This window comes from Luteitalea pratensis (genome assembly GCF_001618865.1).
Taxonomy (GTDB): Bacteria; Acidobacteriota; Vicinamibacteria; order Vicinamibacterales; family Vicinamibacteraceae; genus Luteitalea; species Luteitalea pratensis.
This window is the reverse complement of sequence record NZ_CP015136.1, coordinates 2,856,206-2,882,594: the sequence shown is the minus strand read 5'-3', so window position 1 is coordinate 2,882,594 and position 26,389 is coordinate 2,856,206. Positions and strand designations below refer to the sequence as shown.

22 protein-coding genes are annotated in these 26,389 nt (G+C 67.1%); 12 read left to right on the top strand and 10 right to left on the bottom strand.

Annotated features, from left to right (window positions below; all coding sequences use genetic code 11):
• Nucleotides 1–109: 109 nt before the first annotated feature.
• From LuPra_RS11820 to LuPra_RS11810, 3 genes are all read right to left on the bottom strand, one after another.
• Entirely contained in the window at nt 110–973 is an 864-nt protein-coding gene (locus LuPra_RS11820) for a hypothetical protein (protein ID WP_157899041.1), read from the bottom strand.
• Between the two features lie 269 nt (nt 974–1,242).
• On the bottom strand, nt 1,243–2,397 hold the full coding sequence (locus LuPra_RS11815; RefSeq protein WP_110170926.1) for a toll/interleukin-1 receptor domain-containing protein: 1,155 nt from the start codon (nt 2,395–2,397) through the stop codon (nt 1,243–1,245).
• Nucleotides 2,398–2,500: 103 nt separating this feature from the next.
• The gene (locus LuPra_RS11810) at nt 2,501–4,207 is read right to left on the bottom strand and encodes an FAD-dependent oxidoreductase (protein ID WP_234800847.1); all 1,707 of its coding nucleotides are present in this window, start codon (nt 4,205–4,207) and stop codon (nt 2,501–2,503) included.
• A gap of 143 nt (nt 4,208–4,350) precedes the next feature.
• Here LuPra_RS11810 and LuPra_RS11805 point away from each other — a divergent pair, with 143 nt between their 5' ends.
• Genes LuPra_RS11805 through ligD form a run of 5 tightly spaced genes read left to right on the top strand, consistent with a single transcriptional unit; the run spans nt 4,351 to nt 9,202 of the window.
• Nucleotides 4,351–4,710 carry a PadR family transcriptional regulator gene (locus LuPra_RS11805; protein ID WP_110170925.1) on the top strand — a complete coding sequence of 120 codons (360 nt, stop codon included), beginning with the start codon at nt 4,351–4,353 and terminating at the stop codon, nt 4,708–4,710.
• Nucleotides 4,711–4,713: 3 nt separating this feature from the next.
• On the top strand, nt 4,714–6,333 hold the full coding sequence (locus LuPra_RS11800; RefSeq protein ID WP_110170924.1) for an ABC transporter permease: 1,620 nt from the start codon (nt 4,714–4,716) through the stop codon (nt 6,331–6,333).
• Nucleotides 6,327–7,376 carry an ABC transporter permease gene (locus LuPra_RS11795; protein ID WP_162271364.1) on the top strand — a complete coding sequence of 350 codons (1,050 nt, stop codon included), beginning with the start codon at nt 6,327–6,329 and terminating at the stop codon, nt 7,374–7,376. Before LuPra_RS11800 ends, LuPra_RS11795 begins: the two co-directional genes overlap by 7 nt.
• Before the next feature lie 54 nt (nt 7,377–7,430).
• Nucleotides 7,431–8,336 (top strand): ATP dependent DNA ligase, encoded by a 906-nt coding sequence (locus LuPra_RS11790; protein WP_234800846.1) that lies wholly within the window; start codon nt 7,431–7,433, stop codon nt 8,334–8,336.
• Complete coding sequence (gene ligD / locus LuPra_RS11785) at nt 8,333–9,202, top strand: non-homologous end-joining DNA ligase (RefSeq protein WP_157899040.1); 870 nt, start codon at nt 8,333–8,335, stop codon at nt 9,200–9,202. Before LuPra_RS11790 ends, ligD begins: the two co-directional genes overlap by 4 nt.
• 95 nt (nt 9,203–9,297) lie before the next feature.
• Here ligD and LuPra_RS11780 read toward each other — a convergent pair whose 3' ends face one another.
• Nucleotides 9,298–9,969, bottom strand: coding sequence for a hypothetical protein (locus LuPra_RS11780; RefSeq protein WP_157899039.1), 672 nt, complete (start codon nt 9,967–9,969; stop codon nt 9,298–9,300).
• 186 nt (nt 9,970–10,155) lie between these two features.
• Here LuPra_RS11780 and LuPra_RS11775 point away from each other — a divergent pair, with 186 nt between their 5' ends.
• A complete protein-coding gene (locus LuPra_RS11775; protein ID WP_110170919.1) occupies nt 10,156–12,384 on the top strand; it encodes a winged helix-turn-helix domain-containing protein in 2,229 nt (742 codons plus the stop codon).
• 45 nt (nt 12,385–12,429) lie between these two features.
• Entirely contained in the window at nt 12,430–15,696 is a 3,267-nt protein-coding gene (locus LuPra_RS11770) for a TonB-dependent receptor (protein WP_162271363.1), read from the top strand.
• Nucleotides 15,697–15,826: 130 nt separating this feature from the next.
• Here the strand turns inward: LuPra_RS11770 and LuPra_RS11765 are convergent, their stop codons facing one another.
• A complete protein-coding gene (locus LuPra_RS11765) occupies nt 15,827–16,648 on the bottom strand; it encodes a heme-binding protein (RefSeq protein ID WP_110170917.1) in 822 nt (273 codons plus the stop codon).
• Nucleotides 16,649–17,278: 630 nt separating this feature from the next.
• Here LuPra_RS11765 and LuPra_RS11760 point away from each other — a divergent pair.
• From LuPra_RS11760 to LuPra_RS11745, 4 genes are read left to right on the top strand one after another with little or no spacing between them, the layout of a single operon-like run.
• Nucleotides 17,279–17,728, top strand: coding sequence for a hypothetical protein (locus LuPra_RS11760; RefSeq protein WP_110170916.1), 450 nt, complete (start codon nt 17,279–17,281; stop codon nt 17,726–17,728).
• Nucleotides 17,729–17,746: 18 nt separating this feature from the next.
• Entirely contained in the window at nt 17,747–18,901 is a 1,155-nt protein-coding gene (locus LuPra_RS11755; protein ID WP_234800845.1) for an acyl-CoA dehydrogenase family protein, read from the top strand.
• Nucleotides 18,901–19,725, top strand: a complete 825-nt coding sequence (locus LuPra_RS11750) for a phosphate/phosphite/phosphonate ABC transporter substrate-binding protein (RefSeq protein ID WP_201792186.1) — start codon at nt 18,901–18,903, stop codon at nt 19,723–19,725. Before LuPra_RS11755 ends, LuPra_RS11750 begins: the two co-directional genes overlap by 1 nt.
• Entirely contained in the window at nt 19,722–20,867 is a 1,146-nt protein-coding gene (locus LuPra_RS11745) for a cobalamin-independent methionine synthase II family protein (RefSeq protein ID WP_110170915.1), read from the top strand. Before LuPra_RS11750 ends, LuPra_RS11745 begins: the two co-directional genes overlap by 4 nt.
• A 71-nt stretch (nt 20,868–20,938) precedes the next feature.
• Here LuPra_RS11745 and LuPra_RS11740 read toward each other — a convergent pair whose 3' ends face one another.
• Together LuPra_RS11740 and LuPra_RS11735 are read right to left on the bottom strand one after the other, a co-directional pair.
• On the bottom strand, nt 20,939–22,165 hold the full coding sequence (locus LuPra_RS11740) for a hypothetical protein (RefSeq protein WP_110170914.1): 1,227 nt from the start codon (nt 22,163–22,165) through the stop codon (nt 20,939–20,941).
• A 3-nt stretch (nt 22,166–22,168) separates the two neighbouring features.
• A complete protein-coding gene (locus tag LuPra_RS11735) occupies nt 22,169–23,062 on the bottom strand; it encodes a helix-turn-helix domain-containing protein (RefSeq protein ID WP_110170913.1) in 894 nt (297 codons plus the stop codon).
• Between the two features lie 48 nt (nt 23,063–23,110).
• On the opposite strand from LuPra_RS11735, the gene LuPra_RS11730 reads away from it, so the two are divergent.
• Nucleotides 23,111–23,599 carry a DinB family protein gene (locus LuPra_RS11730; protein ID WP_110170912.1) on the top strand — a complete coding sequence of 163 codons (489 nt, stop codon included), beginning with the start codon at nt 23,111–23,113 and terminating at the stop codon, nt 23,597–23,599.
• A gap of 100 nt (nt 23,600–23,699) precedes the next feature.
• Here LuPra_RS11730 and LuPra_RS11725 read toward each other — a convergent pair whose 3' ends face one another.
• From LuPra_RS11725 to LuPra_RS11715, 3 genes are read right to left on the bottom strand one after another with little or no spacing between them, the layout of a single operon-like run.
• Nucleotides 23,700–24,737 (bottom strand): ABC transporter substrate-binding protein, encoded by a 1,038-nt coding sequence (locus LuPra_RS11725; RefSeq protein WP_110170911.1) that lies wholly within the window; start codon nt 24,735–24,737, stop codon nt 23,700–23,702.
• Between the two features lie 31 nt (nt 24,738–24,768).
• Nucleotides 24,769–25,524, bottom strand: a complete 756-nt coding sequence (locus LuPra_RS11720; RefSeq protein WP_110170910.1) for an ABC transporter ATP-binding protein — start codon at nt 25,522–25,524, stop codon at nt 24,769–24,771.
• Complete coding sequence (locus tag LuPra_RS11715; RefSeq protein ID WP_157899038.1) at nt 25,521–26,288, bottom strand: ABC transporter permease; 768 nt, start codon at nt 26,286–26,288, stop codon at nt 25,521–25,523. The genes LuPra_RS11720 and LuPra_RS11715 overlap by 4 nt, the downstream gene beginning before the upstream one ends.
• Nucleotides 26,289–26,389: the final 101 nt, after the last annotated feature.

The window sequence follows — 26,389 nt, the reverse complement described above, 5'->3', positions numbered from 1 at the left end:
GCCCGTCGCGCCGGAGCGCGTTGAGGCGCGGGTGGTGGCCAACCCGAGTCGGCACGCTTGCGACTGAGCACGGAAGGCCGGCGGACCACCTGCACGCGCGTGGCGTCGGTCACTCGCGGACGAACTGCGCGATCTTGCGGGCGAGCCCGGTGATGCTGAAGCCGATGCCGAGGTACGGCCGCTGATCCTTCACATGCAGGTTCCAGCCGAGCGTGCCGACCACGGTTCCATCGAACATCGAGCCGGTCACCCCGATCCCGATCTGCAGGTTCGTCGTACGCGTCACATCTACGTCCGCGGCGGCTGAATCGCGCGGGCGGTCGTTCCAGTTCAGGAACGCGATGTGCATCCCAAAGCCAGGCTCCAGGACACGGATGCTGGCGTGCCGGCGATGGTAGTAGTTGAACCCGTAGTTCACACCCGGCGCAGGCCTGAAGTTCACCGAGTCGAACACCACCAGATTGGTGCCGCTGCTGTTCGCCCGGTCCTCGCCGACGCGCTGGACGAACAGCGCCATGTCGGAGAAGCGAGCGTGCAGGCCGAAGCGACCCACTTCGAAGATCGAGTCGATCACTTCCTCGTTATCCAGGATCACGCCGACCGGGTTGTCCCCGGTACTGTCATCATTCGCTGGGCTCGGCTCGGTCGGATAGATGGCTGACCTCGGCGCAATCCGGATGCGGATACGGATCAGGTCCGTCGGCTTCACCAGCTCCCGCCGCAGGGGAATGATCAGTCGGGGATCTTCGAGAGTGGACTCGTTCACGGCCAGGCTGACCTCGCGGAGATCGTATCGCCGCGAGTCCTGCTGTTTCAGGATGGCTTCGTCCTGCGATGGTTCGTTCAGCCGCATCTCCAGCCACCCGCCGTCGGCCGGCTTCCGCCATGCACGAACCTGAACCAGCACGCCGCCTTTTGAATCGAGGTCTTTGAACTTCGGCCAGATCACGCGGCGGCAGGCGACGATGAGCACATCCCGGTTCGTGTTGATCCCGTCCACGAGTGAGAGGTCTTCCTCGATACGGCCTTCGGAGCGAATCTCGAGGATGCGAATCGCCCTCGCTCCTGCGCCGGCCCGAGGTTCACACGCATGGAGCGGTGAGTCGCTCGCTCGCTCGCCCTTGCCGCCTGCCTGTTGTCGCGCGGAGGACGCCGGCTCTGCAGCCGCGCCGGTCGCGAACGGCATCGCCACGAGCAGCAGGAGCACACGAAGACGCGCGCCGCGGACGAAGGGGCCAGTTTTCATGGTCGTTTCGGGATGCAGTTGATGTCGCTCGTAATGGCGCGGTGTTCTTTCTCCGTTCCACCGGGCCAGGCGTTCTTGAGGTCCGCCATGATCCCCCTTGTCGTCTCGGAGGTTGGCATGGTGTGCAGAATTCTGAGGATGCGCCGCGCGGAAGCTTCGTCCTGATTCCCTTGAACACATTCGACGACCGCCGAGGCGCGAGCGAAGAGCTGCCGGCGAACGTTCTCCGGATCGGGCGGTGACGGCGGGGGCGCGGACGGCGGCGTCTGAGGCGCGGCCGGTTGTGCGCTCGCGCCTCCGGCCGGCTGATCCGGAGCAACGGACGGTTGCTCTCTCGCCGGATCAGATTTCGCCACCGGCTCGACGCGTTTCTTCGCTCTGGTCCCGGTGCCAGCGCCCGTCTGCGACGCAGGTCGCTCCGGCTCGGTCGTGGGGCGGGTGGTGTTCTCCGCGCCGGCGTCGCGCGTGGGCGCGCTTGTGGGCGTAGCCGACGAAGGGGCAGCAACCGATGGCGGCTCCGACATGGGAGCGACCAGCTGCGACCTCCACAACAGGAACGCGGCGACGACAATCAGCACGGCGCCGCCAATGATCGAGGGCGCGCGCCACGCCGGCCGGGGTTGGCGCGGCCGCGGCGGACGGACACGCGCTGGCTGCTCTGCTGCCGTCGCCGCCGTGCCCTTGATCCGCTCCGCCTCCTTGCGGACGCTTCGCGCGACGTCCGCCAATGGACGGGAGACCTCTTCCTTCCATTCGGCGAGCGGCTTCAGGTCGCGGTTCTCATCGAGCGGAAAGAACTGCAGGTCGTGAAAGGGCAACGCGTCGGTGTCTACGTGGTCGGCAACCACTGGAATCACACAGACTGACCGCGACGCATGCCCTTCGACCGCATGCTGCAATTCGATTGTCGTCGAGTACTTCGACGCCATGAACTTGTCTGAGACGATGAGGACGATGATGTCGGCCGCCTCGAGCTCCTGGCGGATGCGGTCGTCCCACTTCTCGCCCGCGCCGATTTCGCCATCGTCGAACAGATGGATGTGTCCGAGATTCACCAGAGCACCGAGTTGGTCACGCAGCCGGGTGCACCACTTGCGGTCCTCGTGCGCGTAAGAGATGAAGACGTGGACGAGGCGATCACCAGGTGACATGGGTGCTAGCGGCTCCCTGATCACATGTTTTTAACGCTGCAGGTCATGGATCCGGACCCGACAGGCGTGAAGCCCGGCCGACAGGGACTCGGGCACCGCGTTCTTACAGGGGCCTGAGCTTCGGCCATTCGAGCTCGAGGCCGTTGCGTCGAAGCACATCCTGGAAGGCCGCCAGCGCCTTGGGGTCCGATCGAATCCGCCTGGGCGGCTCGCGGACGGCGAGCGCCTGCGCCACGAGCAGCCCGGCGGCTTCGCCGATGTTCCATTCCACGGGATGCAGCCGGTAACACCCGTTGGTCAGGTGCGTCGTGCCGATGTTCTTGCAGGCGGGAATGAGATTCTCAACCCGCTGCGGGATGAGCGCGCCGAGCGGGATCTGGAATGGCAGCGAGCTGATGTCCACGTAGTTGACACCGCTCGTGCTCGGATGGAGATCGATCCGGTACGACCCGATGCCGACCGAGTCCGGGAAGGATGCGGCGGTGACATCCGCGCGCGGGACGCCAGTCGCCGCGACACGCGCGTCGGTCCCCACGTGCAGTTCCGTCACCGTCACCTCGGCCTTGATCCGCCGCGACTCGCGAACGTACACGGCCTTGGCCAACCCGTCCGCCGTGCCGACGACATCGTCGCGCAGGCGCAGGCCCTTCCACCCGGCACCCCCATCGGGTCGCGGCGCCTCGGTCTGCATCCAGTACAGCAGCGAGAGGCTCAGGTCCTTCCCGCGTGCGCGATGGGTTGCGGCGACGCCAGTGTCGACTCCGAGCAGTGGACCCAGCCAGTAGTCGTTCTGGGGCCAGTTGACCAGCGAGATGCCGCTTGCATACCTACCTTCGAGGAAGTTGGCCGGATCGGCGATCCGGCGGTACACGAACAGGTTCAGCCCTTCGCCGCCGGCGCCGTCCGGGTCGAACGACAACCTTCTCGTCGCGAGCGTGATCGGATCACTCATGGCCCAGCTGAGAAGCCTGCCCGGCCAGGGCGGGTGCATCTGCGGCACGTAGTCGCGCCAGAAGTCGTAATCGGTGGGCTTCTCGATCGTGTGGTCCTCGCCCGCCAGGTGGTCCACGGCGAAACACCATGTGAACGCCTGCTGGTTGAGCGGCTGCGCGACGGCCGGGGCGCGCGGCTCGCCCGTGTCTTTCTGCGATTCGGCGCCGATGACAAACTCGGTCTTCGTCAGCGGTAGCAGGTCACCCAGGTCTGTCGCATCGATGAAATACGGTGCGGCAAGGACGGTTTCGCGTCCCGTGTGGAGATGACTGACCGTCACGACCCGCACGCGATCGCCAGCGAGGTCGGCGGCGACGGGCGCGTGCTCGAGAAGCAGGCGTAGCTGTCCACCGCTGACGAACGGGGCCAGCAGCTCGTGCAGTACGGCGAGGGCGACGCGCGGCTCGTGACAGAGCCGCGACACGCTCCCGTTCCCTGGGTTGAGCCGGGCCGTGTTGCGCGCCGTCGTCGTCAGCGGGTAGTGCCGCGAGTAGTACGCGCGCACGCCGTCGCGGAACTCACGATAGCTGCGCGTGCACCCGAAACTCTCGATCCACGGGTGCTCGTCGGGCGGGACGGCCTGCGAGGTGACTTGTCCACCGATCCAGTCGGTCGCTTCCGTGCAGACGACGCGCAGCCCTGCTCGGCAGGCCGCGAGGGCCGCGGCGCATCCGCCGAGCCCGCCGCCGATGATGACCAGGTCCGCTGATCGTTCAGCATCGCGCGCGGGCGCCTCTGAGAGAAGCCGGGGCGTGGTACCCGCGAACGGAACGCCGAGGGCAGCGAGCTCGAGAAGCGTGCGGCGCGAGAGGGACACGCGCCGAGTGTCTCCTCGGTCGCAGTGCGAGGGCAATCCTGACCATCTTGCCTGCGCTGCAAGGGCTCGATGCGCTCGCCTGGACGCGCCAGCGCTCATCGTCGGGTTGACATTCGACCCGAGCACGGGCACTCTCCTGTTGAATGTCGACCCGAGAGTCTCCCACTGACCGCGTCAACCTGCTCCAGGGCACCCTCGACCTGTTGATCCTGCGGATGCTGCTGTTCGGCCCGCAGCACGGCCAGGGGATCGCCCGTGCGATCGAGCAACAGGCCGCCGACAGCCTGCTCGTGGACCACGGCTCGCTCTATCCAGCCTTGCAGCGCCTCGAGGCACGCGAGTGGATCTCGGCGTCGTGGGGTACCTCCGAGAACAATCGGAGGGCTCGCTTCTACACCCTCACACAGGCAGGGCGTCGCCAGCTCACCGTCGAGACTCGACAGTGGCAGCGGCTCGCCACGGCGATCGCGCGCATTCTCGGCAACGCGCCCGAAGGAGCGTAGACGATGGCTCATCTACCGCGCTCGGACGAGGACTTCTCCGACGAAATCGAGGCCCACCTCGCACTCGAGACCGACCGGCTCGTCGCCGACGGGATGAGTCCGGACGAGGCGCGCGCCGCCGCGCGCCGGGCGTTCGGAAGCCCCCGGCGCTCGCGCGTGCACTTCTACGAATCGCGGCGAACGATGTGGTTCGACCATGCCGGGCGGGAGGTCCGCGGGGCGCTGCGCACGCTGCTGCACCACCGTGGCGTCAGCGTCCTCGCGGTGGTGATGCTGGCCCTCGGCATCGGCGCCAACGTCGCCATGTTCAGCGTCCTGCGCGCCGTGCTGTTGCAGCCATCACCGTTTGTCGATCCCGACGGGCTCGCCATGATCTGGCAGACCGATCGGGCAACAGGGACGACGCGTGAGCCCGCGTCGATTCCCGACTATGCCGACGTGTCGGCACGCGCCACGACGCTGGCGACCGTCGCCGCGTTCACCGGCTCCGACGTGAACGTGATGCCGGACTCCGGCGGCGATCCGTTCCGTGTCGCGACGCTGTCGGTGTCGGGGTCTTTCCTGCCGATGCTCGGCGTCGAACCTCTCGTGGGGCGCACGTTCCGCGCCGACGAAGATCGCCCCGGCGGGCGCCGCGTCGTGATCATCGGCGAGCGGCTCTGGGCCGATCGGTTCGGCCGCGACGCCGCCGTCACGCGTCGTACACTGCGCATCGACGACGTCCCGTACGAGATCGTCGGGGTCGTACCGCGGACGGCCGACTATGGCGTGCTGCAGATCCTGTCGGCAGCGGCGTACGGCCGCGCCTTCGCGGACCGCGGCCACGTCAGCGTTGACGCCTGGCTTCCGCTGCGAGCCGATGCGGGCACGGCGTCCCGCGACAACCATCCAATCTTCGTCATCGGGCGCCTGACCCGTGGCATCACCGTCGCGGCCGCGGGCGACGAGTTGACGCGCATCGCTGCCGATCTAGAACGCACGTACCCCTCGTCCAACGACGGGCGGGGCATCTTCGTCGAGCCGCTGAACGACGTCGTGCTCGGTCCGGTACGCCCGGCCTTGTACGCATTGATGGGGGCCGTCGCCCTGGTCCTGCTGGTGGCGTGCGTGAACGCCGCGAGCCTGCTGCTCGTCCAGGCCGGTGCCCGCGCCCGAGAGGTGGCCGTGCGCGCCGCCCTTGGCGCCGGGCGATGGCGCCTCCTCGGTCAGTTCCTGGCCGAGGGCGTGATCCTCAGCACCGTCGCTGTGGTCCTCGGCGTCGGGCTCGCCTGGTGGGCGCTGCGAGCGCTCGTGTCGTTCGCGCCGGCATCGCTGCCTCGGACGTCCGCGATTGCGGTCGACGTGCCTGCCCTGCTCGCCGCCGTGGCGGCCGGTGCGGTCGTCGCGCTCGGCGCGGCGCTGGTACCGGCCTTCCAGGTTCGTCAATTGGACGTCCAGACCACCCTCAAGGCCGAGGGCGGTCGCACCGCATCCGGTGGGCGCGCACGCCGACGAGTCCTCGGCATCCTGGCCGTGGCACAGGTCGCGCTCGCGATGGTCATGGTCACCGGCGCCGGCCTGCTGATGCGGAGCTTCCTGGAACTCAGTGGCGTCGCGCCGGCTTCCGCGCCGATGGCGTGCTGAAGGCGGAGTACGAGCTTCCGGAGAACAGGTACCCACGCGTCCTGCGGGACTTCCCGCGCTGGGCGGAAGTGGGCGCCTTCAACGACGCACTGCTGCGCAGGGTCGCGGCGCTGCCCGGCGTCGAGGCCGTAGCCGTGGCCAGCGATCATCCGCTTGCCGCAGGCTTCACGAACTCGTTCACGGTCGTCGGACGCGAGGGCGAGGCACGCAACTGGCCGGAGATCTCGATCAGGAGCGTGAGCGCCGGCTACGCGCGCGTCACCGGACTCGCGCTCGTGGCCGGACGCCATCTGCAGCCGGCCGACACGGCGGACGCGCCCGCCGTGCTCGTCATCAACGAGACCGCGCGTCGCCTGTTCTTCCCGACGCAGGACCCGTTGGGCCAGCAAATTGCGTTCTGGGGCACACCCCGCACCATCGTCGGCGTCGTCGCCGACGAGAAGATGCACGGCCTCGCCCAGGCGGCGCCGCCAGCCGCCTACGCGCCTGTGGGCCAGCTGCCGCTGGCAGACACGCTGCTCGTGCGCACCAAGGGCGATCCGGCGGCGTTCGCGCCACAGGTGCGTGGCGTGGTCAGGGAGATCGACCCCGGCCTGGCAGTCTTCGGTGTCGAGCCGCTCCGTCAGACCATGTCGGCCTCCCTGGCGCAGGAGCGGTTCACGACAACGCTGTTGGGGCTGTTCGCGGCATTGACACTGGGGCTCGCCTCGCTAGGCGTCTACGGCGTGCTGAGCCACGGCGTTGCGCAGCGCGCCCGCGAGATCGGGCTGCGTCTCGCGCTGGGCGCCCATCCGTCAGGCGTGGTCCGCCTCGTCATGCGCGAAGGCCTCGTGCTTGCCGTCGCGGGGATGGCGGTGGGCCTGGCCGCGGCGGTCCTCCTCGGCAGCGCCATCAAGGTCCTGCTGTTCGGTGTGGGTGCAACCGATGTGGCTACCTTCACGCTGTCGCCACTGGTCATCGTGGCCAGCGCGCTGGTGGCAGCGTACGTACCCGCGCGACGCGCCGCCCGGGTGGAACCGGCAGTCGTGCTGCACCTGAATTGACGGCGCCCCAAGCCGGATGCTCGTCAGTGGCAGCCAGCCCTTACACTTTCTTCTGTGTCAGGTGACTCCGGACCTGGATTCAACGCGGCGCCCGCTGCCGACGACATGCCCGAGTGGCTCGAGCCGATGGCCGCCACGCTCACGCAGGAGCGCTTCGGCGCGGGCGGCGACTGGGTGTTCGAGCGCAAGTTCGACGGCATCCGGCTCCTTGCCTACAAGCGCGGCAGTGATATCCGTCTGTACTCGCGCAATCGCCTCCCCCAGAACCTGCCCGGCGTGGCCCGGGCCATCGCCAGCCTTCCTCTGGAGGACGTGATCCTCGACGGCGAGGTAACGTGGGACGGCCACAGCGGCTACCACGTCTTCGACATCCTGTGGATGGACGGCCAACGCCTGACGATGCTGCCGTTGGAGGAGCGGCGCGCCCTGCTGGAGGCGCTGCCATTCGAGGAGCCGATGCGACGCGTCGAACTGCTCGACGACGCCGATCCGTGGGACCGCGCACGGCGGGAGCGATGGGAGGGCGTGATCGCCAAACGGCGAGGCTCACCGTACGAGCACCGCCGCTCCAGGCACTGGCTGAAGTTGAAGTGCGAGTTCTCGCAGGAGTTCGTGGTCGGAGGCTTCACCGATCCACAGGGCGCGCGGGTCGGCCTCGGCGCGCTGCTCGTCGGCTACCACGATGGGGCCGACCTCGTGTTTGCCGGCAAGATCGGCACGGGCTTCGACACGAAATTGCTACTCGATCTTCGCCACCGCCTCGACGCCATTGGTCTCGAGAACAGCCCGTTCACTCGGGCGGTCGGCCTGCCGCGTGTGCGCGTGCACTGGGTCAGCCCGCAGATCGTGGTGCAGGTGGCGTTCATCGAGTGGACGCCCAACGACAAGCTGCGTCACCCGAGGCTGATCGGCGTCCGCTTCGACAAGGACCCTCGAGACGTGGTCAGGGATCACGCGTGATTACGCACCCCGACAAGGTGCTCTTCCCCGACGACGGGATCACCAAGGGTGATGTCGCGGCGTACTACGAAGCGATGGCGCCGGTGATCCTGCCCCACCTGCGTGGCCGGCCGATCACGATGGAACGGTATCCTTCCGGCATCGGCGCCAAGGGGTTCTGGCAGAAGCACGTCTCGAAGGGCTTTCCGTCGTGGCTGCAGCGGGTCGAGGTCCCGAAGAAGGATGGCGTGGTCCACCATCCGGTCGTGACCGACACGGAGTCGCTGCTGTGGATCACGAACCAGAATACGATCACGCAGCACGTCTGGGCGTCGCGCCTGCCCGATCTGAACTACCCGGACCTGTGCGTGTTCGATCTCGACCCGTCCAATGACGACGTCGCCGAGGTGCGTGCGGCCGCGATTGGCCTGCGCGATCTGCTCGAGAAGGTTGGCTTGCCGTCCTGGGTCAAGACCACCGGCTCGAAGGGCTTCCACATCGTCGTTCCGCTGGATGGCAAGACCACCATGGGCACGGCGGCGCGATTTGCCAATGCCGTCGGAGCGCTCTTCGTGGGCCTGGTTCCCGACAAGCTGACGCAGGAATTCAGCAAGGTCGATCGGCTCGGCCGGATCTACATGGACACGGGAAGAAACGGCTACAGCGCCACGTTCGCCGCCCCTTACACGATTCGTGCGAAGCGCGGCGCGCCGGTCTCCGCTCCGTGCACGTGGGAGGAACTCGAACGCGGTGCCGTGAACCCCGGATCGTTCACGCTCCGCAACATGCCCGAGCGGATGGCCACGGTCGGCGATGTCTGGGGCGACCTGCACCGCCGCGGCCGCTCGTTGCAGCGGGCCATGGACAAGGTGAAGGAGTTCCTGTAGCCGTCCAGCCCATCCGCGCTTGATCCCTGCGTGGCGCGATCCCGCCGTTCCCTCACGGGGCATGAACGCGTGCCATTGGCCGGCGCCACCTGACGTTACTCACGTCGCGCCAGCGTTGCGTGGGTGCGCAAGATCGCGCCTTCCGACTCACTGAAGCCAAGCAGCCCCGACCCCAGCGCGATGAGCTCGTCGGCCCCGAGTTGTGCGCGCATGAGGCCCGTCGGCGCATGTCCCATGCCAAGCACGTGACCGAGCTCGTGCGCGATGACCGCGCCCACGAGATCCTCGTGGCGCGCCGCCGCGAGCAGCGGGTGCGCGCGGTTCCTGGACGGGCGCGCGAGTCGCATGACGACGTCGCGGACGCAGGGAACCGACACGAGGACCGTCCCTTCGGAGTCACTCTCACCGCGCGCTGCCCTGCCGCAGTCGACGTGCCCATCGGGGCGTGCATGTGACGAGAGGATTACGACCACCTCGGAAACGTGACCCTCCGCCGGCGGACACGCCTCGGGGGTGACGCACAACCGCCATTCGGTCCCGAGCCCGGCCGAATCCAGGATGCCCCTGGCGACATCGTGTGCGCGGGTCAAGGTCCCCGGGGCGACTCGCCCGTCGGCGTAGGCACGGATCTGCAGCAGCATGTCGCTCGCGCCTTGCGATGGTGCTGGCAGTTGGTCACGGCCTTCGGCCACCACGCCCGGAGACGTCACGCCACCGTGAATCGCCAACACCGCAAGCCAGATCCACCCCCAACAGCGTCGAGGCATCGCCACCCTCCCGGGGAGCGACGATGGCGATGCGGGGCGCGTACCTCAATGCAACCGCGGTCACGAGAAGCACACGAGTTGATCACCGACATGTCACAAAGGGCATATCGTTGACACGTCAGCGCTTACGGGCCGCACCTGCGCCGGGGGAGCCGACCGTATAATGCAGCGTCGCCCCAGGCTGCGATGCGGAATCACGCTTCTACGCAGGGCCCGATTCGCTTCGGTTCATTCCTGTTCGACCCGAGGTCCGGGGACCTGGCCGGCGACGGCGTTACCTGCCGCCTGTCGGACCAGCCGCTCGCGCTCCTGATGGCGCTCCTCGAACAACCCGGCCAGCTGGTCACCCGCGAGGAGCTCCGCCAGCGCCTGTGGCCGGACGGCACCTTCGTCGACTTCGATCACGGATTGAACTCGGCTGTGAGCCGGCTACGCGAGGCGCTGAAGGATTCGGCCGCCACTCCGCGCTTCGTCGAGACGGTGCCACGCCGGGGCTATCGACTCCTCGTGCCCGTGGACGTTCCGGAGCGCGACATCGATGCCGCGACATCGGAAGCCCCGCCTCCTGAACGTGTCGACGAACCGTCGACTGCCGTCGCGTCGGCGCCGCGACAGTCACGATGGCTATGGACGGCCGGTGCCGCGATCGTCGTGCTGGCCGCGGTCGCGTGGTTCGCTCCTCGCCTTCGAACGGGCACGGGTCCGGAGCCACTGCCGGTCCGCCTTCTTACCGTGACCTCTTTCCCGGGCTCCGAGGGAGGACCGCCGTCGCTGTCGCCCGATGGCAACTTCGTGGCGTTCAACTGGACGGGGCCCGATTTCAGCGCACCTAGCGACCTGTGGGTGAAGGCAGTCGAAAGCGACGCGCTGACGCGGCTGACCAACACGCCGAACACCACCGAGGTCTTCCCCGCCTGGTCGCCGGATGGTCGGCTCATCGCCTTCGGTTCGGGTCAAGCCGGCGTCAGCGCAGGCATCCATGTGATCTCTCCGCTCGGAGGAACGGCACGGAAGATCATCGATTCAGGCGTCGGGGCGACGTGGCTGCCCGATTCGCGGTCGCTCGTGTACTTTGATCGCACCGACAAGGGTTTGGCGCTGTTTCACCACGTCCTCGCGACCGGCGCGCATCGACAATTGACGACGCCGCCCGCTGGATTCAACGACCGCGATCCCAAGGTGTCGCCTGATGGCCGGAACGTGGCCTTCGTCCGAACGGCCGGGTCTGGCGCGTTTGGTGGCGCGTCGAAGGCCGCGCTGTTCGTGGTGCCAACCGCGGGTGGCGAACCGGTGCGCCTGGACGACTGGGTAGGGGCTGTCGTCGCGCCAGTCTGGACGCCCGACAGCCGCGAGATCCTGTTCACACGAAGGACCGCTGCCGATTTCACGGCGTTTCGCGTCGCGGTCTCTGGCGGCCCGGCGACGCCAGCAGTGGGCTTGCCGAGCGGCGCCTATCAGCTCTCGACGTCAGGATACCGGCGCGACGGAACCTTCCGCGTCGCGGTCGTCGACGCCCAATCGGACGTGGGACTGCGAATGATCGACCTCCAGGGCCCGCAGCCGGATGGTCGTGTCACGGCCTGGACCACGTTCTGTGACTCGACGCGGCGCGACTGGCCGGGGCGGTTCTCGCGCGACGGTACGCAGGTCACGTTCACGTCGGACCGTGATGGCCAGGCGCGGGCCTATATGGCCAGCCGTGACGGCTCGCGATTGCGAACCGTCACGGATATCGAGGGGATGTCGGTCGGGTTGGCCTCGTGGTCGCCAGACGGACGGTCCCTGGTGTTCGACGCAGTGGACGGCGAGAATCTCACCGATCTCTTCGTCACAGGCATCGAGGACAGACCGCTCATCCGCCTGACTCACGACGAGCATCGCGAGATCAACCCGGAGTGGTCCCGGGACGGACGGTGGATCTACTACGAATCGTACGCGTCTGGTCGGCCGGAGATCTGGAGGATCGCCGCCGCAGGTGGAACAGCCGTCCAGCTCACCACGCAGGAGGGCATCGACCCTCGCGAGTCTCCCGATGGGCGCAGCGTCTATTTTCTCCAACGCGGCTCGGGACCATTCGCGTCAGGCACGCTCAAACGCCTGAGTCTCGATAACGGAAATGTCGCCAACGTGTTGTCCGGCATCTATCCGGGCCGGTGGGACGTCGTCGATGACGGCATCGTGTTCCTGACGGGCGCAAGTGGATTGAGTCCGGATCCGGCGAAACCTGATGCGCTCGAGTTCTACAATTTCAAGGATGGTCGCACCCGCCGATTAGGCGAGCTACCGTTCCCGGTGATGAGTCGCGGTTACAGTCCTCCACGCGTGCTCGCCGTGTCGCCGGATGGGCGATGGGCCCTGCTCGCCCACATGGATCACTGGGCGCGCGACATCATCGTGGCCGACAACTATCGATGACAGCGTTCGAGCCCGATGCGCCGAATCCATTCCGCGGTTCGCCTGGTGAAGCACTGTGTGTTCGGTCTCGCCGCCGTTGTCTCTCTCCATCCCGCGGCTGCGCTTGCCCAGAACGTGACCGGCACGATCCTGGGAACCGTGCGCGACGCGACCGGCGCGGGCGTTCCGGACGCACAAGTCACGCTGACCCACACCGCCACGGGTCTCGCGCGCGTGATAGCCACCGGATCAAGCGGCGACTATGCCGCGCCGTTGCTGGGGACTGGCGTGTACTCCGTCACGGCCCAGGCGCCGGGTTTCAGTCAGGCGTTGGTGACGGGGATCCAGGTCTCTGTCGATCAGACGGTGCGCGTCGATCTGAGCCTCGAAATCGGCGCGCTCACCGATTCCATATCGGTCGAAGCGACCAACCCGCTCGTGCGCCGGTCCTCGTCGGACGTGAGTGCGACGCTCGGCATGGCGGAGATCCAGATGCTGCCGCTCGTCACGCGCAACTTCGTGCAGCTGACCCGCACCATTCCCGGCGTGGCGCGCGGCGTCGCGGGCGAGAACCTCGATGGAGCTGGCAGCGTCGGCTGGAGGAACTCGGCGTCCTTTACTGCGAACGGACAGCGTCCGCGCGACAACAACTTCCTCCTCGATGGCGTCGACAACAACGAGACGTGGCTGAACACGGTGGCGATCTTCCCCAGCGTGGACGCGCTGGACGAGTTCAAGGTCCGCACGAGCATCTATGCCGCCGAGTTCGGCCGTTCGACGGGTGGGGTCGTGAGCCTGCAGACCAGATCGGGCGCGAACACGTTCCGCGGGAGCGGCTTCGGGTTCCTCCGTGACGATCGGTTCGATGCGAACGACTGGTTCAACAACCGTGCCGGCCGGCCGAGACCCGACTTCGGCCAGCATCAATTCGGTGGCACGCTCGGCGGACCGCTCGTGAAGAACCGGACGTTCTTCTTCACCGACTACCAGGGCACCCGCATCAAGCAGGATCTGACCCTGGTCTCGACCGTGCCGAGCGAGGCCATGCGCCGCGGTGACTTCTCGGAAATCAATCGGGTCATCTACGACGCGACGACCGGGCTGCCGTTCCCCGGCAACGTCGTCCCTCCCGGACGGCTCGATGAAACGGCTCGCCGGGTCGTCGAACAACTCTATCCCCTCCCGAACACGACGGGACAGCGTGCGTCCACGGGCCAGACGATCGACAACTACGTGATCAACCCGACCCTGCGCCGGCGCGAGAATCAATTCGACGTCCGGATCGATCACGCCCTGACGACAGCGAATCGGTTGTTCGCCCGCTACAGCGCTCAGTACGCGGAGCGTGAGATCCCGCCCTCATTGCCGCAAGGTGATGGTGGAGTCGGTGGTGGATTCGGGCTTCCCGGTGTGTACGATATCGATGCCGGCAGTCTCGCCGTCAACGACACGCACGTCTTTGCCCCCCAATGGCTCAACGAGTTCCGACTCGGCTGGAGTTCCATCGACGTGGGCTTCGCGCCGTTCGGGTTCGGTCAGGACACTTCGGAGCAACTCGGCATCCCTGGCATCAACCTCGATGAACGGACATCGGGCATGGTGACCATGTCGTTGCCGGATATGCGCGGCCTGGGAAGCGGCGGAGGTCCCCTGAGGCTCGACATGTCCGCCCTGCAGCTCACCGACAGCGTGACCCACGTTCGCGGGCGCCACACCGTCAAGAGCGGAGCAAGCCTGATCCTTCGCAAGCGCATCGTCGACACCTCGGGTCAGATCGGCCTGTTCGCGTTCAACTCCAGTCTCACGTCCAGCTGCGCGGGAAGGCAGGGAGGCTGCGCTCCCCTGCCGGCGAGCGGCTTCTCGTTTGCCGACCTGGTGCTCGGCTATCCATCGCTGTTCAATCGCGGGCTGCTCGAAGCGCCGTACACCGAGCGGCGGCCGGAGTGGGCCGGCTACCTGCAGGACGACTTCCGCGTCAGCGGCGGGCTCACGCTCAACCTCGGGGTGCGGTGGGATCTCTTCGTGCCCTACGCCGAGGACGACAATCGACAGTCAAACTTCGATACGTCCACAGGGCAGTTCGTCGTCGCCTCCGACGATGCCGTGCTTGCGGGTGTGGAGGTCGGCCGTCGCCTGCAGACCTACTCCAGGACGAATTTCGCGCCACGCATGGGATTCGCACATGACGTGAAGGGAGAGGGACGCACCGTCGTTCGTGGCGGCTTTGGCATGTTCTGGAACAGCCCGTTCACCGGGACGTCCGGGTCGAAGGGCCAGAACCCCCCATTCCTTCTGGCCCAGACGCTGACGAACCCATCGCCCTTCGTGCCGACGATTTCGCTGTCGAGCGGTCGCATCCCTGCGACGCCGCTCACCGGAGGCACGTCGCGATCGAGCTTCGATCCGAACTTCCGCGATGGGTACGCGCAGCAGTGGAACCTCGGCGTCCAGCACCAGATCGGACGCAACTCGGTCGTGGACGTCGGCTACATCGGATCGCGCGGGCGCCAACTCGTCGTGCTCGTGGACGTCAACCAGGCGCGGGCCACGCTCGGTGTGGCGAACCCCAACGTCAACCGCCCGTTCTTTCGCGTCAACCCCACGCTCGCGAGCGTCGTCCAGTCGACGCCGAAGGGCACACTTGACTACCACGCCCTGCAGGCGCGGTTCGTAAGACGCTTCTCGGACGGACTATCCGTCCAGACCTCCTACACGTTCGCGAAGGCCATCGATCTGGATTCCGAGACGGATGGCCTCTCTCGCTTCCCGAACTCCTACGATCTCACCTACAATCGCGGCCCCGCGAACTACGACCTGCGGCATGTGCTGACGTCGAACTGGATCTACGTCCTTCCGTTCGCCAGGGACACGATGCTCGGCGGATGGCAAGTCAGCGGTATTCTGCTGGTGCGCTCAGGCTATCCGTTCACCGTGTTCCAGGACTCGAACCCGTCGTCGACCGTGACGGCTGGCTTCCCTCTGTATCGTCCCGACCGCATCGGGCCCGGCCACGTCGAGAACCCCACCGTCGACCGGTGGTTCGCCGTCGAGGACTTCATCAGGCCAACGGAGCCGACAGCGACATATGGCAGCTCCGGCCGGAACATCCTGCGGGGTCCCGGGCAGTTCACGATCGACGCATCCGTCGGCAAGCTCACGCGCGTCGGCAGGGTCGAGACCGAATTTCGCGTCGAGGCGTTCAACCTGCTGAACCAGCCGGCCTTTGCCAATCCGGCGAGCACCATCGGGACTGGCAACGTCGGAACCATCTCGAGCCTGCTGCCGTTCACCCCGATGCGACAGCTGCAATTCGTACTCAAGGCGAGGTTCTGACGTTACGAAGGCCAAGACGTGCCGCTTGATTCCGGACGCGAGGGCCTCGCTGGCCAATCAGGAAACGCTGCTCGCCCACCGACGAAGTGGTGGACGCGCACATGACGCGTCCACGCACAGGCACAACCGGCTACCTTACTGCGGGCAGGCCGCCGGAGACGGTCTTGAAGCACGTCGGGTGACCAAAGCCCGACGGGCTGATTCCTGTGCCGCCTCCGGGATTCGAGACGATGTCGAAGATGATGTTGTCGGGATGGGCCGCATCCCCTTGAAAGAGCCCAGCGACGCCTGGGACAAGGTGCAGGTAGTCGAGCTCGAGGTTGTGCCGCACCCGCCAGGCGATATTGTGATCCGCACACGACGTATCACCGCTGACGCCAACGCCTCCAACAATCTGCGCCGGGCCGTTCTGTACTGACGCGTAGAGGGCCAGCCCTCCTCCGAATACATTCACTCCGCCCACTTTCTCACCAACCAGCGGATCGTTGAATTGTCCGTAGTTGTCGGAGGGGCCCTTGTAGGCGTCGGCGGTCGACACGGGATTGCTCGCCTGCAGGCCGAAGAGGCTGCCTCCGGGTTGTACGGCCGAATAGAGGTTCGCTGTGGAGAGCGCCAGCGCACCTCCGGAACCGCCACTGGCAGCGGAACTATCCAGACTGAAGGCATTCGCGGTGCTCGCCTTCTGCGCCGAAATCACGCGGCTGCCTGGCCACTGCGCGCCGCGATCTGTTCCGGAGAAGGCGATGGCGCAGACGATCCCGTCCCTGTTGACCACGGTCGCCCACATGTGCAGATTCAACCCGCTCCCCTCCTGACCCACCGCCACATCGATCGCTGCCTTGAGCTGTGCGTGAGAGGGAAGGTTCTTGCAGTCCGCGTCGCTCTGTGCGTGGGCCGACAGCGGCAGAAGGACAACTCCGAGAAGCAGGCTCAGCGTGATCTTGCACGTCATTGGTATTTCCCCTGATATCGTCGCGCGGAGGTATGCAGCGGCGACCACGCGACGACCGGTCGTCCGTGCCTCAGGATCCAGACACCGCTTCACTGCAGTCGCGGGGAGGTTGCGCGTGCAGTGGCGATCGTCACTGGGTGCGTCGAAACGCCCACACCAGCCCAATGCCTTTGAATGAGCCCACACCGTAGCACGCAAGGCTGTACCTCGCAACCGGGATTGCTGGCCATCCAGCCCTTGATGCAAGGCACTTCGTTGCCAAACGTAGCGGCTCGCATAGGTTGTCGATCACGTGAGTCGCGGCACACCATGCACCCTGCATCGGACGGGGCGCGGTATCACAAGTGCTGCTGCAGCTGTCGCCTCGTGCAGTCGGCCCAACGCGAACACCATGGTGATGAGCACTTCACGCGCGAGTGGGAGACCGGCTCGCGATCGCACCCAACGGCGTCACCGCACGTCTCACTCCACCCACCGAGAAGTGCTAGCATGCGGTGCCAGATGGGCTCGTACCGCATCGGCTCCGGCTTCACCTGATAACCCCGCCCCAGTGGCGCGTCGCGCCACCCGTTCGCTGATTCAGACATCCGTCTCTGCCGGGATCGCTCGAGGCCCGGCAACCGTTCACGCATGACCGCCATCATCGTCATCTCGCTGCGAGTGACGGCGCCGGGGCCCGCGGACGCGCGCGTCTCGGTCGGCCGCCGCCAGTTTTCAATCGGCCGTCCCGTCGAGTTCGACGACGCGTCGCCGCACGTGGCCGCGCTCGAGTACGCGCTCGGCGCCGTCGGCGGCGAGGTCGTCAACGGGCTGCGCGAGTTCGCGCGGCGCCGGCGCCTCCCGATCGAGGCGGTCGAGGCACTCGTGACAGGCGAACTGCAGGACGGGCTCGCGTACCTCGAGGTGATTGGTGAGACCGGCCGGCCGCGCATCCGCCGGATCGCGATCAAGGTGTTTGTCGCCTCGGTGGATGACAGGACCACCCGTGTGCTGTTCGACGAAATGATTGAACGCCTGCCGCTCGTCTCGACGCTGCGCGAGGCCCTCGATCTCGACATCGAACTCGTTCTGACCTCGTAAGTCCAAGGAGGACCAGCGGTGTATCGATTGAATGACGAGCAGCAGCAGATCGTTGCCACCGCGGCCGCGGTCGCCGACAGGGATCTCGCGCCGCGGGCGGCGAGCGTCGATCGCGACGCGGCGTTCCCGGCCGACTCGATTGCCGCGCTCGGCGCGAGCGGGCTTCTCGGCTTGACTGTGGCGAAGACGCATGGCGGGCTCGGCCAGGGTCCGCGAACCGTCGCCGCAGTGATCGACGCGGTGGCGCAGCGCTGCCCATCCACCGCGATGGTCTACCTGATGCACCTGTGCGGCGTCGCCTGCTACACCGCCGCACCGGACAAGACTGCGCCGCTGCTCGAGGCCGCTGCCGCAGGCCGACACATCTCGACGCTCGCCTTCAGCGAGAAGGGATCGCGCAGCCACTTCTGGGCGCCGGTGAGCCGCGCCAGCGCTTCCGGCAACGGCGCCGTGTCGATCAACGCCCAGAAGTCATTCGTCACGTCGGCCGGCCACGCCGACGGCTACGTCGTGTCGACACAGTCGGCCGGCGCGACGCAACCGCTCGAGAGCTCGATCTACGTCGTCCTCAAGGAGGACGCGGGCGTGGCAGTGTCGGGGCCGTGGCGCGGACTCGGTCTCCGCGGCAACGCCAGCGCGCCGATGACGCTCTCGAACGTGTCGGTTGGCGCCGACCGCGCGCTCACGGCTGACGGCAAGGGGCTCGACATGATGCTCGGTGTCGTGCTGCCGCTTTTCCAGGTGGGATCGGCGGCGGTCGGCATCGGCATTGCCGAAGCGGCAGTGAATGCGACCATCGGCCACGTCACCCACACGCGGTTCGAGCAATCCAACAGTTCGCTGGCGGATCTGCCGACGCTACGCGCGCAAATCGCCAGGATGCGCATCGATACGGACCGTGCGCGGGCGCACCTCGGCGCCGTCCTCGATTCGCTGGAGTCGCCGGGTCCGGCAACCCAGTTGATGGTCCTCGAGGCCAAGGCCTCGGGCACCGAAACGGCGGTGGCGGTCACCGACATGGCGATGCGGGCGTGCGGCGGCGCGGCCTTCGGCGGGGCGCACGGCATCGAGCGGCTGTTCCGCGATGCACGCGCGCCGATCGTGATGGCGCCGACGAGCGAGGTCGCCTACGAGTTCATCGGCCGCGCCCTGTGCGGGCTGGAGGTGTTCTGATGTCGCGCCCGCTGAAGGTCGGGGCGGTGATGTACGACCCCAAGGTGTCGGTGATCTGGGAGATCATCCGCGACTTCTTCGACGCACAGGGCGCACCGATCGACGTCGCGTTCTACTCTACCTACGAGGATCAGAACGACGGACTGCTGTCGGGCGCGATCGACAACGCCTGGAACTCGCCGCTCGCGTGGGTCGACGCGCAGCGGCGATCGGGCAACGGCTGCCGCGCCATTGCCATGCGCGATACCGATCGCGATCGCATCGCCTACGTCGTCGCGCGGCGCAGCGGTCCGGTGCAGACACTCGCGGACCTGAAAGGGCGCACGATCGCCACCGGCGCGATCGACTCGCCGCAGGCCACGCTCATCCCACTCGGTCGCCTGCGCCGCGAAGGACTCAGCCCCGGAGTGGACGTCACGGTCCGGCGGTTCGACGTCCTCGTCGGCAAGCACGGCGATCACGTCGGCGGCGAGCGCGACGCGCTGGACTGCCTCACCAGGGGCGACGCGGCGGCGTGCGCGATGCTCGACCTGAACTGGGACGGCTGGGTCAAGGACGGCACGATCGACGCCAACCAATTCAGCATCGTCGGGGAAACGGATCGGTTCGACCACTGCGTCTTCACGGTCCGCGAGACGCTCGATCGCTCGGTCGAGAACGCGTGGCTCGACGCGCTCTTTGCCATGCGCTACGACAATCCCGCGCACCGCGAGATGATGGACCTGGAAGGCCTGAAGGCCTGGCTGCCAGGGCGGACGACGGGCTTCGGCCCGCTGATGGCAGCGGTCGAGTCGGAACGGTTCTTCGCACCGGCCTCGTCGTGAGCCTGCCGCTCTTTCCCGTCACGACCGTCGGCAGCTGGCCGCGGCCGCCAGGGGTCGCCGAAGCGATGCGCGCCTATCGCCGCCGTCGGATCGACCGCGCGGAATTCGATCGCATCGCCGACGAGGCGGTGGTGGATCTGCTGCGGCTGCAAGAGACCCTCGGCTGCGACATCGTGACGGACGGCGAGCTGCGGCGCGACAACTTCTACTCGTTCGTCGCCGAGAAGCTGTCCGGCGTACGGCTCATGACCCTCGCCGAGATGCTCGATTTCGTCGAGGACAAGGCTGGCTTCGAGCAACTCCTCCAGACGCTCGACGTCCCCGCCTATTCGATCAGCAGCCCGATCTGCACGGCCCGCATCGACCGGCGGGAGCCGCTGACGGTCGACGACCTGACGTTCGCGCGCCGCCACACGGGCCTCCCGATCAAGGTCACGCTGCCCGGACCCTATCTCCTCACCCGAGCGATGTTCGTGCCGGAACTCACGCGCGCGTACTACCCGGACAAGGAAGCGCTCGCGGAGGACGTCGTTGCGCTCCTCCGCAGCGAGCTCGGGGAACTGCAATCGGCCGGCGTGGAGTTCGTGCAGTTGGACGAACCGGTGCTCACAGAGGTCGCCTTCGCGCCCGGACGGACGCGGACGTTCATGTGCGCGGCGCTCGCCGCGCGCAGCGATCCGGGCGAGGAGCTCGAGTTCGCCGTCTCGCTGATCAATCGAGTGGTGGCGGGCGTCGACGATCTGCGGATTGGTCTCCACGTGTGCCGCGGTAACTGGAGCCGCGACGAGTCGACGCTTCTGAGCGGCGGCTACCAGGCGCTAAGGACCTATCTCGACCGGCTGCAAATCACGCAGCTCGTCCTGGAATACGCCACCGAGCGGGCCGGCACACTCATCGGGTTCGAGGGCAAGGAGATCGGGCTGGGCGTCGTCAATCCTCGCACCGACCAGGTCGAGACGCCGGCGCAGATTCGTGCGGCCGTCGAAGAGGCGCTCCGTCTCTATCCCGCCGAACGCGTGTTCCTGAATCCTGACTGCGGGTTCGGCACCTTCTCGAATCGTCCGATGAACACGGTCGAGATCGCGTCCGCCAAGGTTGCGGCCATGGCTGCCGCGGCCCGGGATCTGCGCGGCCGTTCGTGAGGCGCCGATTCGTCCTCCGCCACACGCCACCCGATCTTCAGGAGCGGATCTTCATGCGGTGCCAATTCCCGTTACGTGAATGTCGCCAAGATGGCGGACAGGACGATGGCGCGGTTTACTCCCGCTGTGGCCTCGGAGTCTGATGACGCACGACGCACGGTGCGGCGCTGCTCCACGTGTATAAATCGCGACGGTCCGATTGGAGTGCTGTCTTCCCGACAGATGCTGGCGTGGGGCAAGCCAGAGGCGAATCGCATCTGCATGTTGTCGGTTCCCCGCGCCGCACAACCGCCGCTGGCGTCAAAGACCCCGGCGGCAATCACGCGCCCTTCCCCTGCGGTCGTGTTCTGGTCGCGGTCGGTGCCGGCAATGAGCAGCGTGCGGGCCCGCGATGCCAGGTAGGCTTCGATCGCCTGATGCTCCGTTTCGAGATCGTCGTGGAGATGGGGCGCCGATAAGCTCAGCGCGCGCTGCGGCTCCGCGTCGAAGATGTACGTGCCCCAGCCTCGGGCCGTCGGATCGGCAGGGTCGGTAATCGCCTCGCCCGCCGAATGTGGCGCCGGCGCCGGAATCTGACCCGGCACGCCTTCCATGAGCAGGTAGTGCGTGCGGCCCGAGGGCGTGTCGAAGAACCGGACGACGTTGTAGGTCGAACTGATCATCCTGGCTCGTGCGTGCGCCTCATCCCACGCCCCGCCGATGAGGCTCCGGAACACTGCGCGCCACGCCGCGAGTTGGGCCGGCGTGGGCAGGATGTATTCGTTGCGCTGATCGGCGGGATCCGCTCCGGACCCCGATCCACGCACGTTGGCGATCGAGGCCAGCAACCCGGACGTGAGGAACGCCGCGAGGTCGCCCGTGGCCGTCGGTAGCTGTGCCACGATGTCCGCGGTCTTGTACATGATGACGACATTGTCGAGGATGAAGTCGTCGATCCCGCCAGCGCTCCCGCCATCAGACGAGCGCGCCTCGACACGCAAGACGTTGCCGGTCGCCCTCAGTTGGTGGTGCGGCTCGATCAGCAGGATGTTGCCATTCCAGGCATCCCTCGCGGGACTCGCCGGCAGTCCGCCAAACACGTCCACGCCGTTGACGCGAAACACGTTCCGTTGATGATCGACGTCCCGCGACTGGAACATCAGCAACGCCGCCGCCGCGGAATTGACGCCGGGACAATCGAAGGGAAAGTCCTTGCCCGGGCCCACGAAGGCAACGTTGGGCTCGACGTCGTCAAAGGCCCCGGGGTTATCGCCGATGTGTTGGCGTGAGAACAGTACGACGGTGTAGTTGGTCGCCATGGATCAGGGTTCCACGAAGCGCTGGCGGTAGGCACGCGGTGACACACCGAACTCCGTCCTGAACGCGCGGTCGAAGTTGGACGCCTCGCCGAAGCCGCTGTCGAGCGCGACGTCGAGGATGCGGACCGGCGTCGGGGTCGCGAGCTGCCAGGCCGCGGCACGCAGCCGCGCACGCAGCACGTACTGGTGCGGCGTAACACCGGCCACCTGCCTGAACGTGCGGAGAAAATGGAACGGGCTGACGCCAGAAGCCGCGGCGAGCGACGCGAGCGTGTGTGGCGCGTCGGGCATAGCCTCGATGGCACGAACCGCGGCGCTGACTCGCGCTTCCGCATGGGGCGGTGTCCTGGGACCACGCGTCACGTCGCCGCTCGACTGCACCGCCTCCCCCAGGAGCAGGATCCCGAGTTCCTCCCAGGCCGCCTCACTCCGCTCCACTTCCGTCCCGACACCTGCTGCGGCCACCAGGGGTGCCATGGCGCGTACGGGCGGCAGGCGCGGTGTGCGAAAGTTCAACCGGCCCCGGACACCTGCATCAGCCACGATGCGCTCGAAGTAGTCCGGCGAGAACCAGAACGCGACACAGTGATCGCCCTCGCCGTGCGCATGCCCGCACTCGAAACACTGGCCCGGGTTGCCAAGCATGATGGCGCCGGGTGTCATTACGCCACCGCCGGTCGTCGTGCGGTACTGGAAGCTGCCGCTGAGCACGACGGCAATCGAATGCTGCGCATGCCGTTCCTCGAACGGACGGTCGCGCGGTCCGGCCGTGCAGATCACGTCGGCGACGCTCCAGCCGGCGCCGCGCGCCAGGATCCGCGACGTCGTCGTGCCGGCCTCGCCGGTCCTCCGGCGCCGCTCGAGCGCAGCCTGCATGTCGAGCGCAACTTTTGCCAAGACCGCCTCCTCCCCTACGTCCTACAACAGTCATGCAAGGAGGGCATCATGAGCAAGCAGAACACCAGCACCGCCACCAACCATCTGTCCGAAAGCCGCGTCCTGAGGGAGGGCTACGGTCCAGGCGCGTGGCACGGCGCGGACATGAAGGCCGCGCTGGGCGATGTCACGGCGGCGACGGCCTACTGGCGCCCCGCCGCAGGCCGACACAACATCGCCGAAATCGCCGTGCACCACGCCTACATCGTGCGGGGCGTGCGGGCACGGGTGAGCGGACACGAACCCAAGCCGTTCGTGCTGGAGGGCGACGACTGGTTCAGCCTCGACAGCGACCGCGCAATGTCCTGGAAGCGCGTGCAGACCATCGTCGCGCAGGAGCACGACCGCCTGGCCGACCTGATCGAGGCGATTGACACGGGAGCGGCGACCTCGGCGTTGCCGGACGCCGAGCGCGCGGAACTCGTGCTCGGCATCACGAGCCATGCCGTGTATCACGCCGGGCAGATTCAGCTGATCAAGCGACTGCAGGAAGCGTAGAGGAGCGACGAGCGGCGCCCTTCGGCGCCGCTCGTCGTGCAATGCCGTAATGCCGAGATGCCGCGATGCCGCCAATTCAACGCCGCAGCATGAGCAACATTCAGGGTGCTGGCGCTGGTGCGTCGATCTTCGCCGGCTGGATGTCGGCCGGGATGAACTGGCGGTCGACCAGATCCTTCACGTCGAGCCGACGCGCGAGAATGCCGGCGGCCAGACCCATGTCGGCGATCTGCTGCATCTCCTCGTCGAGCGGCGTGAGCATCCGGTAGCTCACGCGATCGGGCGGTTGCGTCAGTACGTACCGCACCAGTTTCTCGTCCTGGCGGAAGTACGGCGCTACGACGGCCGCGGCCTCGACGCGATGCTGTTCGGCCCACTCGCCGCTCTCGGCGATGCCGCGCACCAGATCACGCACGACCGCCGGCCGTTCGGCGATCAGCTTCTCGGTGACCACGAGCACGCAGGAGATGAAGCGCGGCCAGATGTCCTTGGCGTGATACAGCACGCGACCCGACCCATCGAGCTCGGCTCGCGCGGCATGCGGCTCGCCCACGAAGTAGGCGTCGATGGCCTTGCTCGCGAGCGCGCCGGGCATGTCTGGCGGCGGCATCTCGACGAAGCGAATCGTGGCCGGGTCAATCCCTTCGTCCTGCATCAACTTCCGGATGACGAGATTCTGGTTGCTGTACTTGCTCGGGATGGCGAACGTCCGTCCCTTGAGGTCCTTCAATGATGTGGCGGGCAGGTCCTTGCGCACCATCACCGTCGAGCCATCACGATGCCCGAGGTACGCGATCTTGACGCGCACGCCCTGCTCGCGCAGCTTCATGGCCAGCGGCGCGATCATGAAGGTCGCGTCCAGCCGGCCGCTCTTCAGGGTCTCGACCACCGTCGGGAAGTCGGTGAAGCGCTGCGATTCGAAGCGCGTGGAGGTACTCGTGCGCGTCGCGTAGTCGGTGACCGGACACGTGAGGTGACACGTCACGGGCAGAAAGCCTACGGCAAGCGTCTCGGGCGCTGTCGTCGTCGATGCCTCCGGCACGGCCGGCGTGGTCCACGGCCGCATGCGTAACACGCCAAGCGCGATGACGACGACGAGGGCACCCAGGGTCCAGCGGACGAATGGTGATCGCAACATCAGGCACTCCAGGGGAGAACCACGCGTGTAGTCATGAAGTCAGCGGGGTGCTGGCGCTGGTGGCGGGCCGGTCCTGCTCCAGCCCCAACCCGGTAAGGATCCGATGAACCGCGTTGACGACGGCGGGATGCGTGAGGTCGCGGGGACGATGGGCGTCAATGCGGACCTCGTCGCATACGCGCGCCGGCCGCTCGCTCAGCACGAGCACCCTGTCGGCCAACTGCGCCGCTTCCTCGATGTCGTGGGTCACGAGCACGATCGTGCGCGGTTGCTCCCGCAGCAGCCGGGCCAGTTCGCCGCGCAGGCGCAGCCGTGTCAGGTAGTCGAGCGAGGAGAAGGGCTCGTCCATCAGCAGCAGATCCGTCTCACCGGCCAGGGCGCGCACGAGTTCGACACGCTGACGCATGCCGCCCGACAGCTGATGGGGATAGTGACGCTCGAAGGACACCAGGTCGATCAGCCCCAGCCAGTGCGCCACCCGCGTCGATCGCTCGGCTTCTGGGAGATGCCGCAAGCCGAGCCTCACGTTCTCGCCGACGGTGAGCCACGGGAACAGCCCGTCGTGCTGGAACACCGTGCGCGATCGTCCGCCCTGTCGCACCGCCCCGCGCGAGGGTGTCAGCCATCCGGAGCACAGGTTGAGAATCGTCGTCTTGCCACAGCCGGACGGACCGACGATCGCGACGAATTCGCCGGACTCGACCAAAAGGTCCATCGGTTGCAGGACCTGCATGTCGCCGAACGCATGGGCCACGTTGTCGAGGTGAAGCACCGGAACGGACGTCATCGCTCGTATCCCCAGCGGACGCTCGGGATACGGGTCATCTGCACGAGCAGCCGATCGAGGCCGACACCAATGAGTCCGATCACCACCATCACCGCGGCCAGCAGGTCGATGCGCAGGCCGTTGCGCGCGTCCCACACGGCAAACCCGAGGCCGTCACGGCCGGCGATCATCTCCGCCGCGACCACCACGAGCCAGGACAGGCCCGCAGTCACCCGCAGGGTCGTGATCACCTGCGGAGCGATGGCCGGCAGCGTGACCTCGCTCAACAGCCGCGGCCCCTTGATTCCGAGATCGCCCGCCACCCGGAAATAGACGCTCGGAATATTGGCCACGGCGGCAGCCGTCGAGAGCACGACGGGAAACACCGCGGCCATGAAGATCAGGAAGATCGCCGGTGGATCGCCGATGCCGAGCCAGAGGATCGCAAACGGGATCCACGCGAGCGGCGACAGATTCCGGAAGAAATTGACCAGCGGCAGCAACGCGGCACGTGCCATCGCCGAGTGGCCCAGGAGCAGGCCTGCCGGGATCCCGATGGCGGTGGCGAGGAGGAAACCGGCCCCGACGCGGAAGAGCGACGCCAGGACGTCCTGCACCAGGCGCCCGCTCATGAACTCGGTGACCAGGCCTCGGCCCACGGCACCCGGATCCGGGAACAGCGACGAGGGAAACAGCTGCAACGCCGAGACGGCTGCCCACGCCGCGACAATGAGGACGGGACCTGCCAAACCAAGCAACGGGATCGGACGGTTGGGAGCGCGCACGGCGGTTGGAGCCGGAAAGTATGGCACGTGGCCCAACGCCACAGCGATAACGTGCAGGCGGCACATGACTAGTGCTTTCGCATGAGCCCGCTCGCCCACGG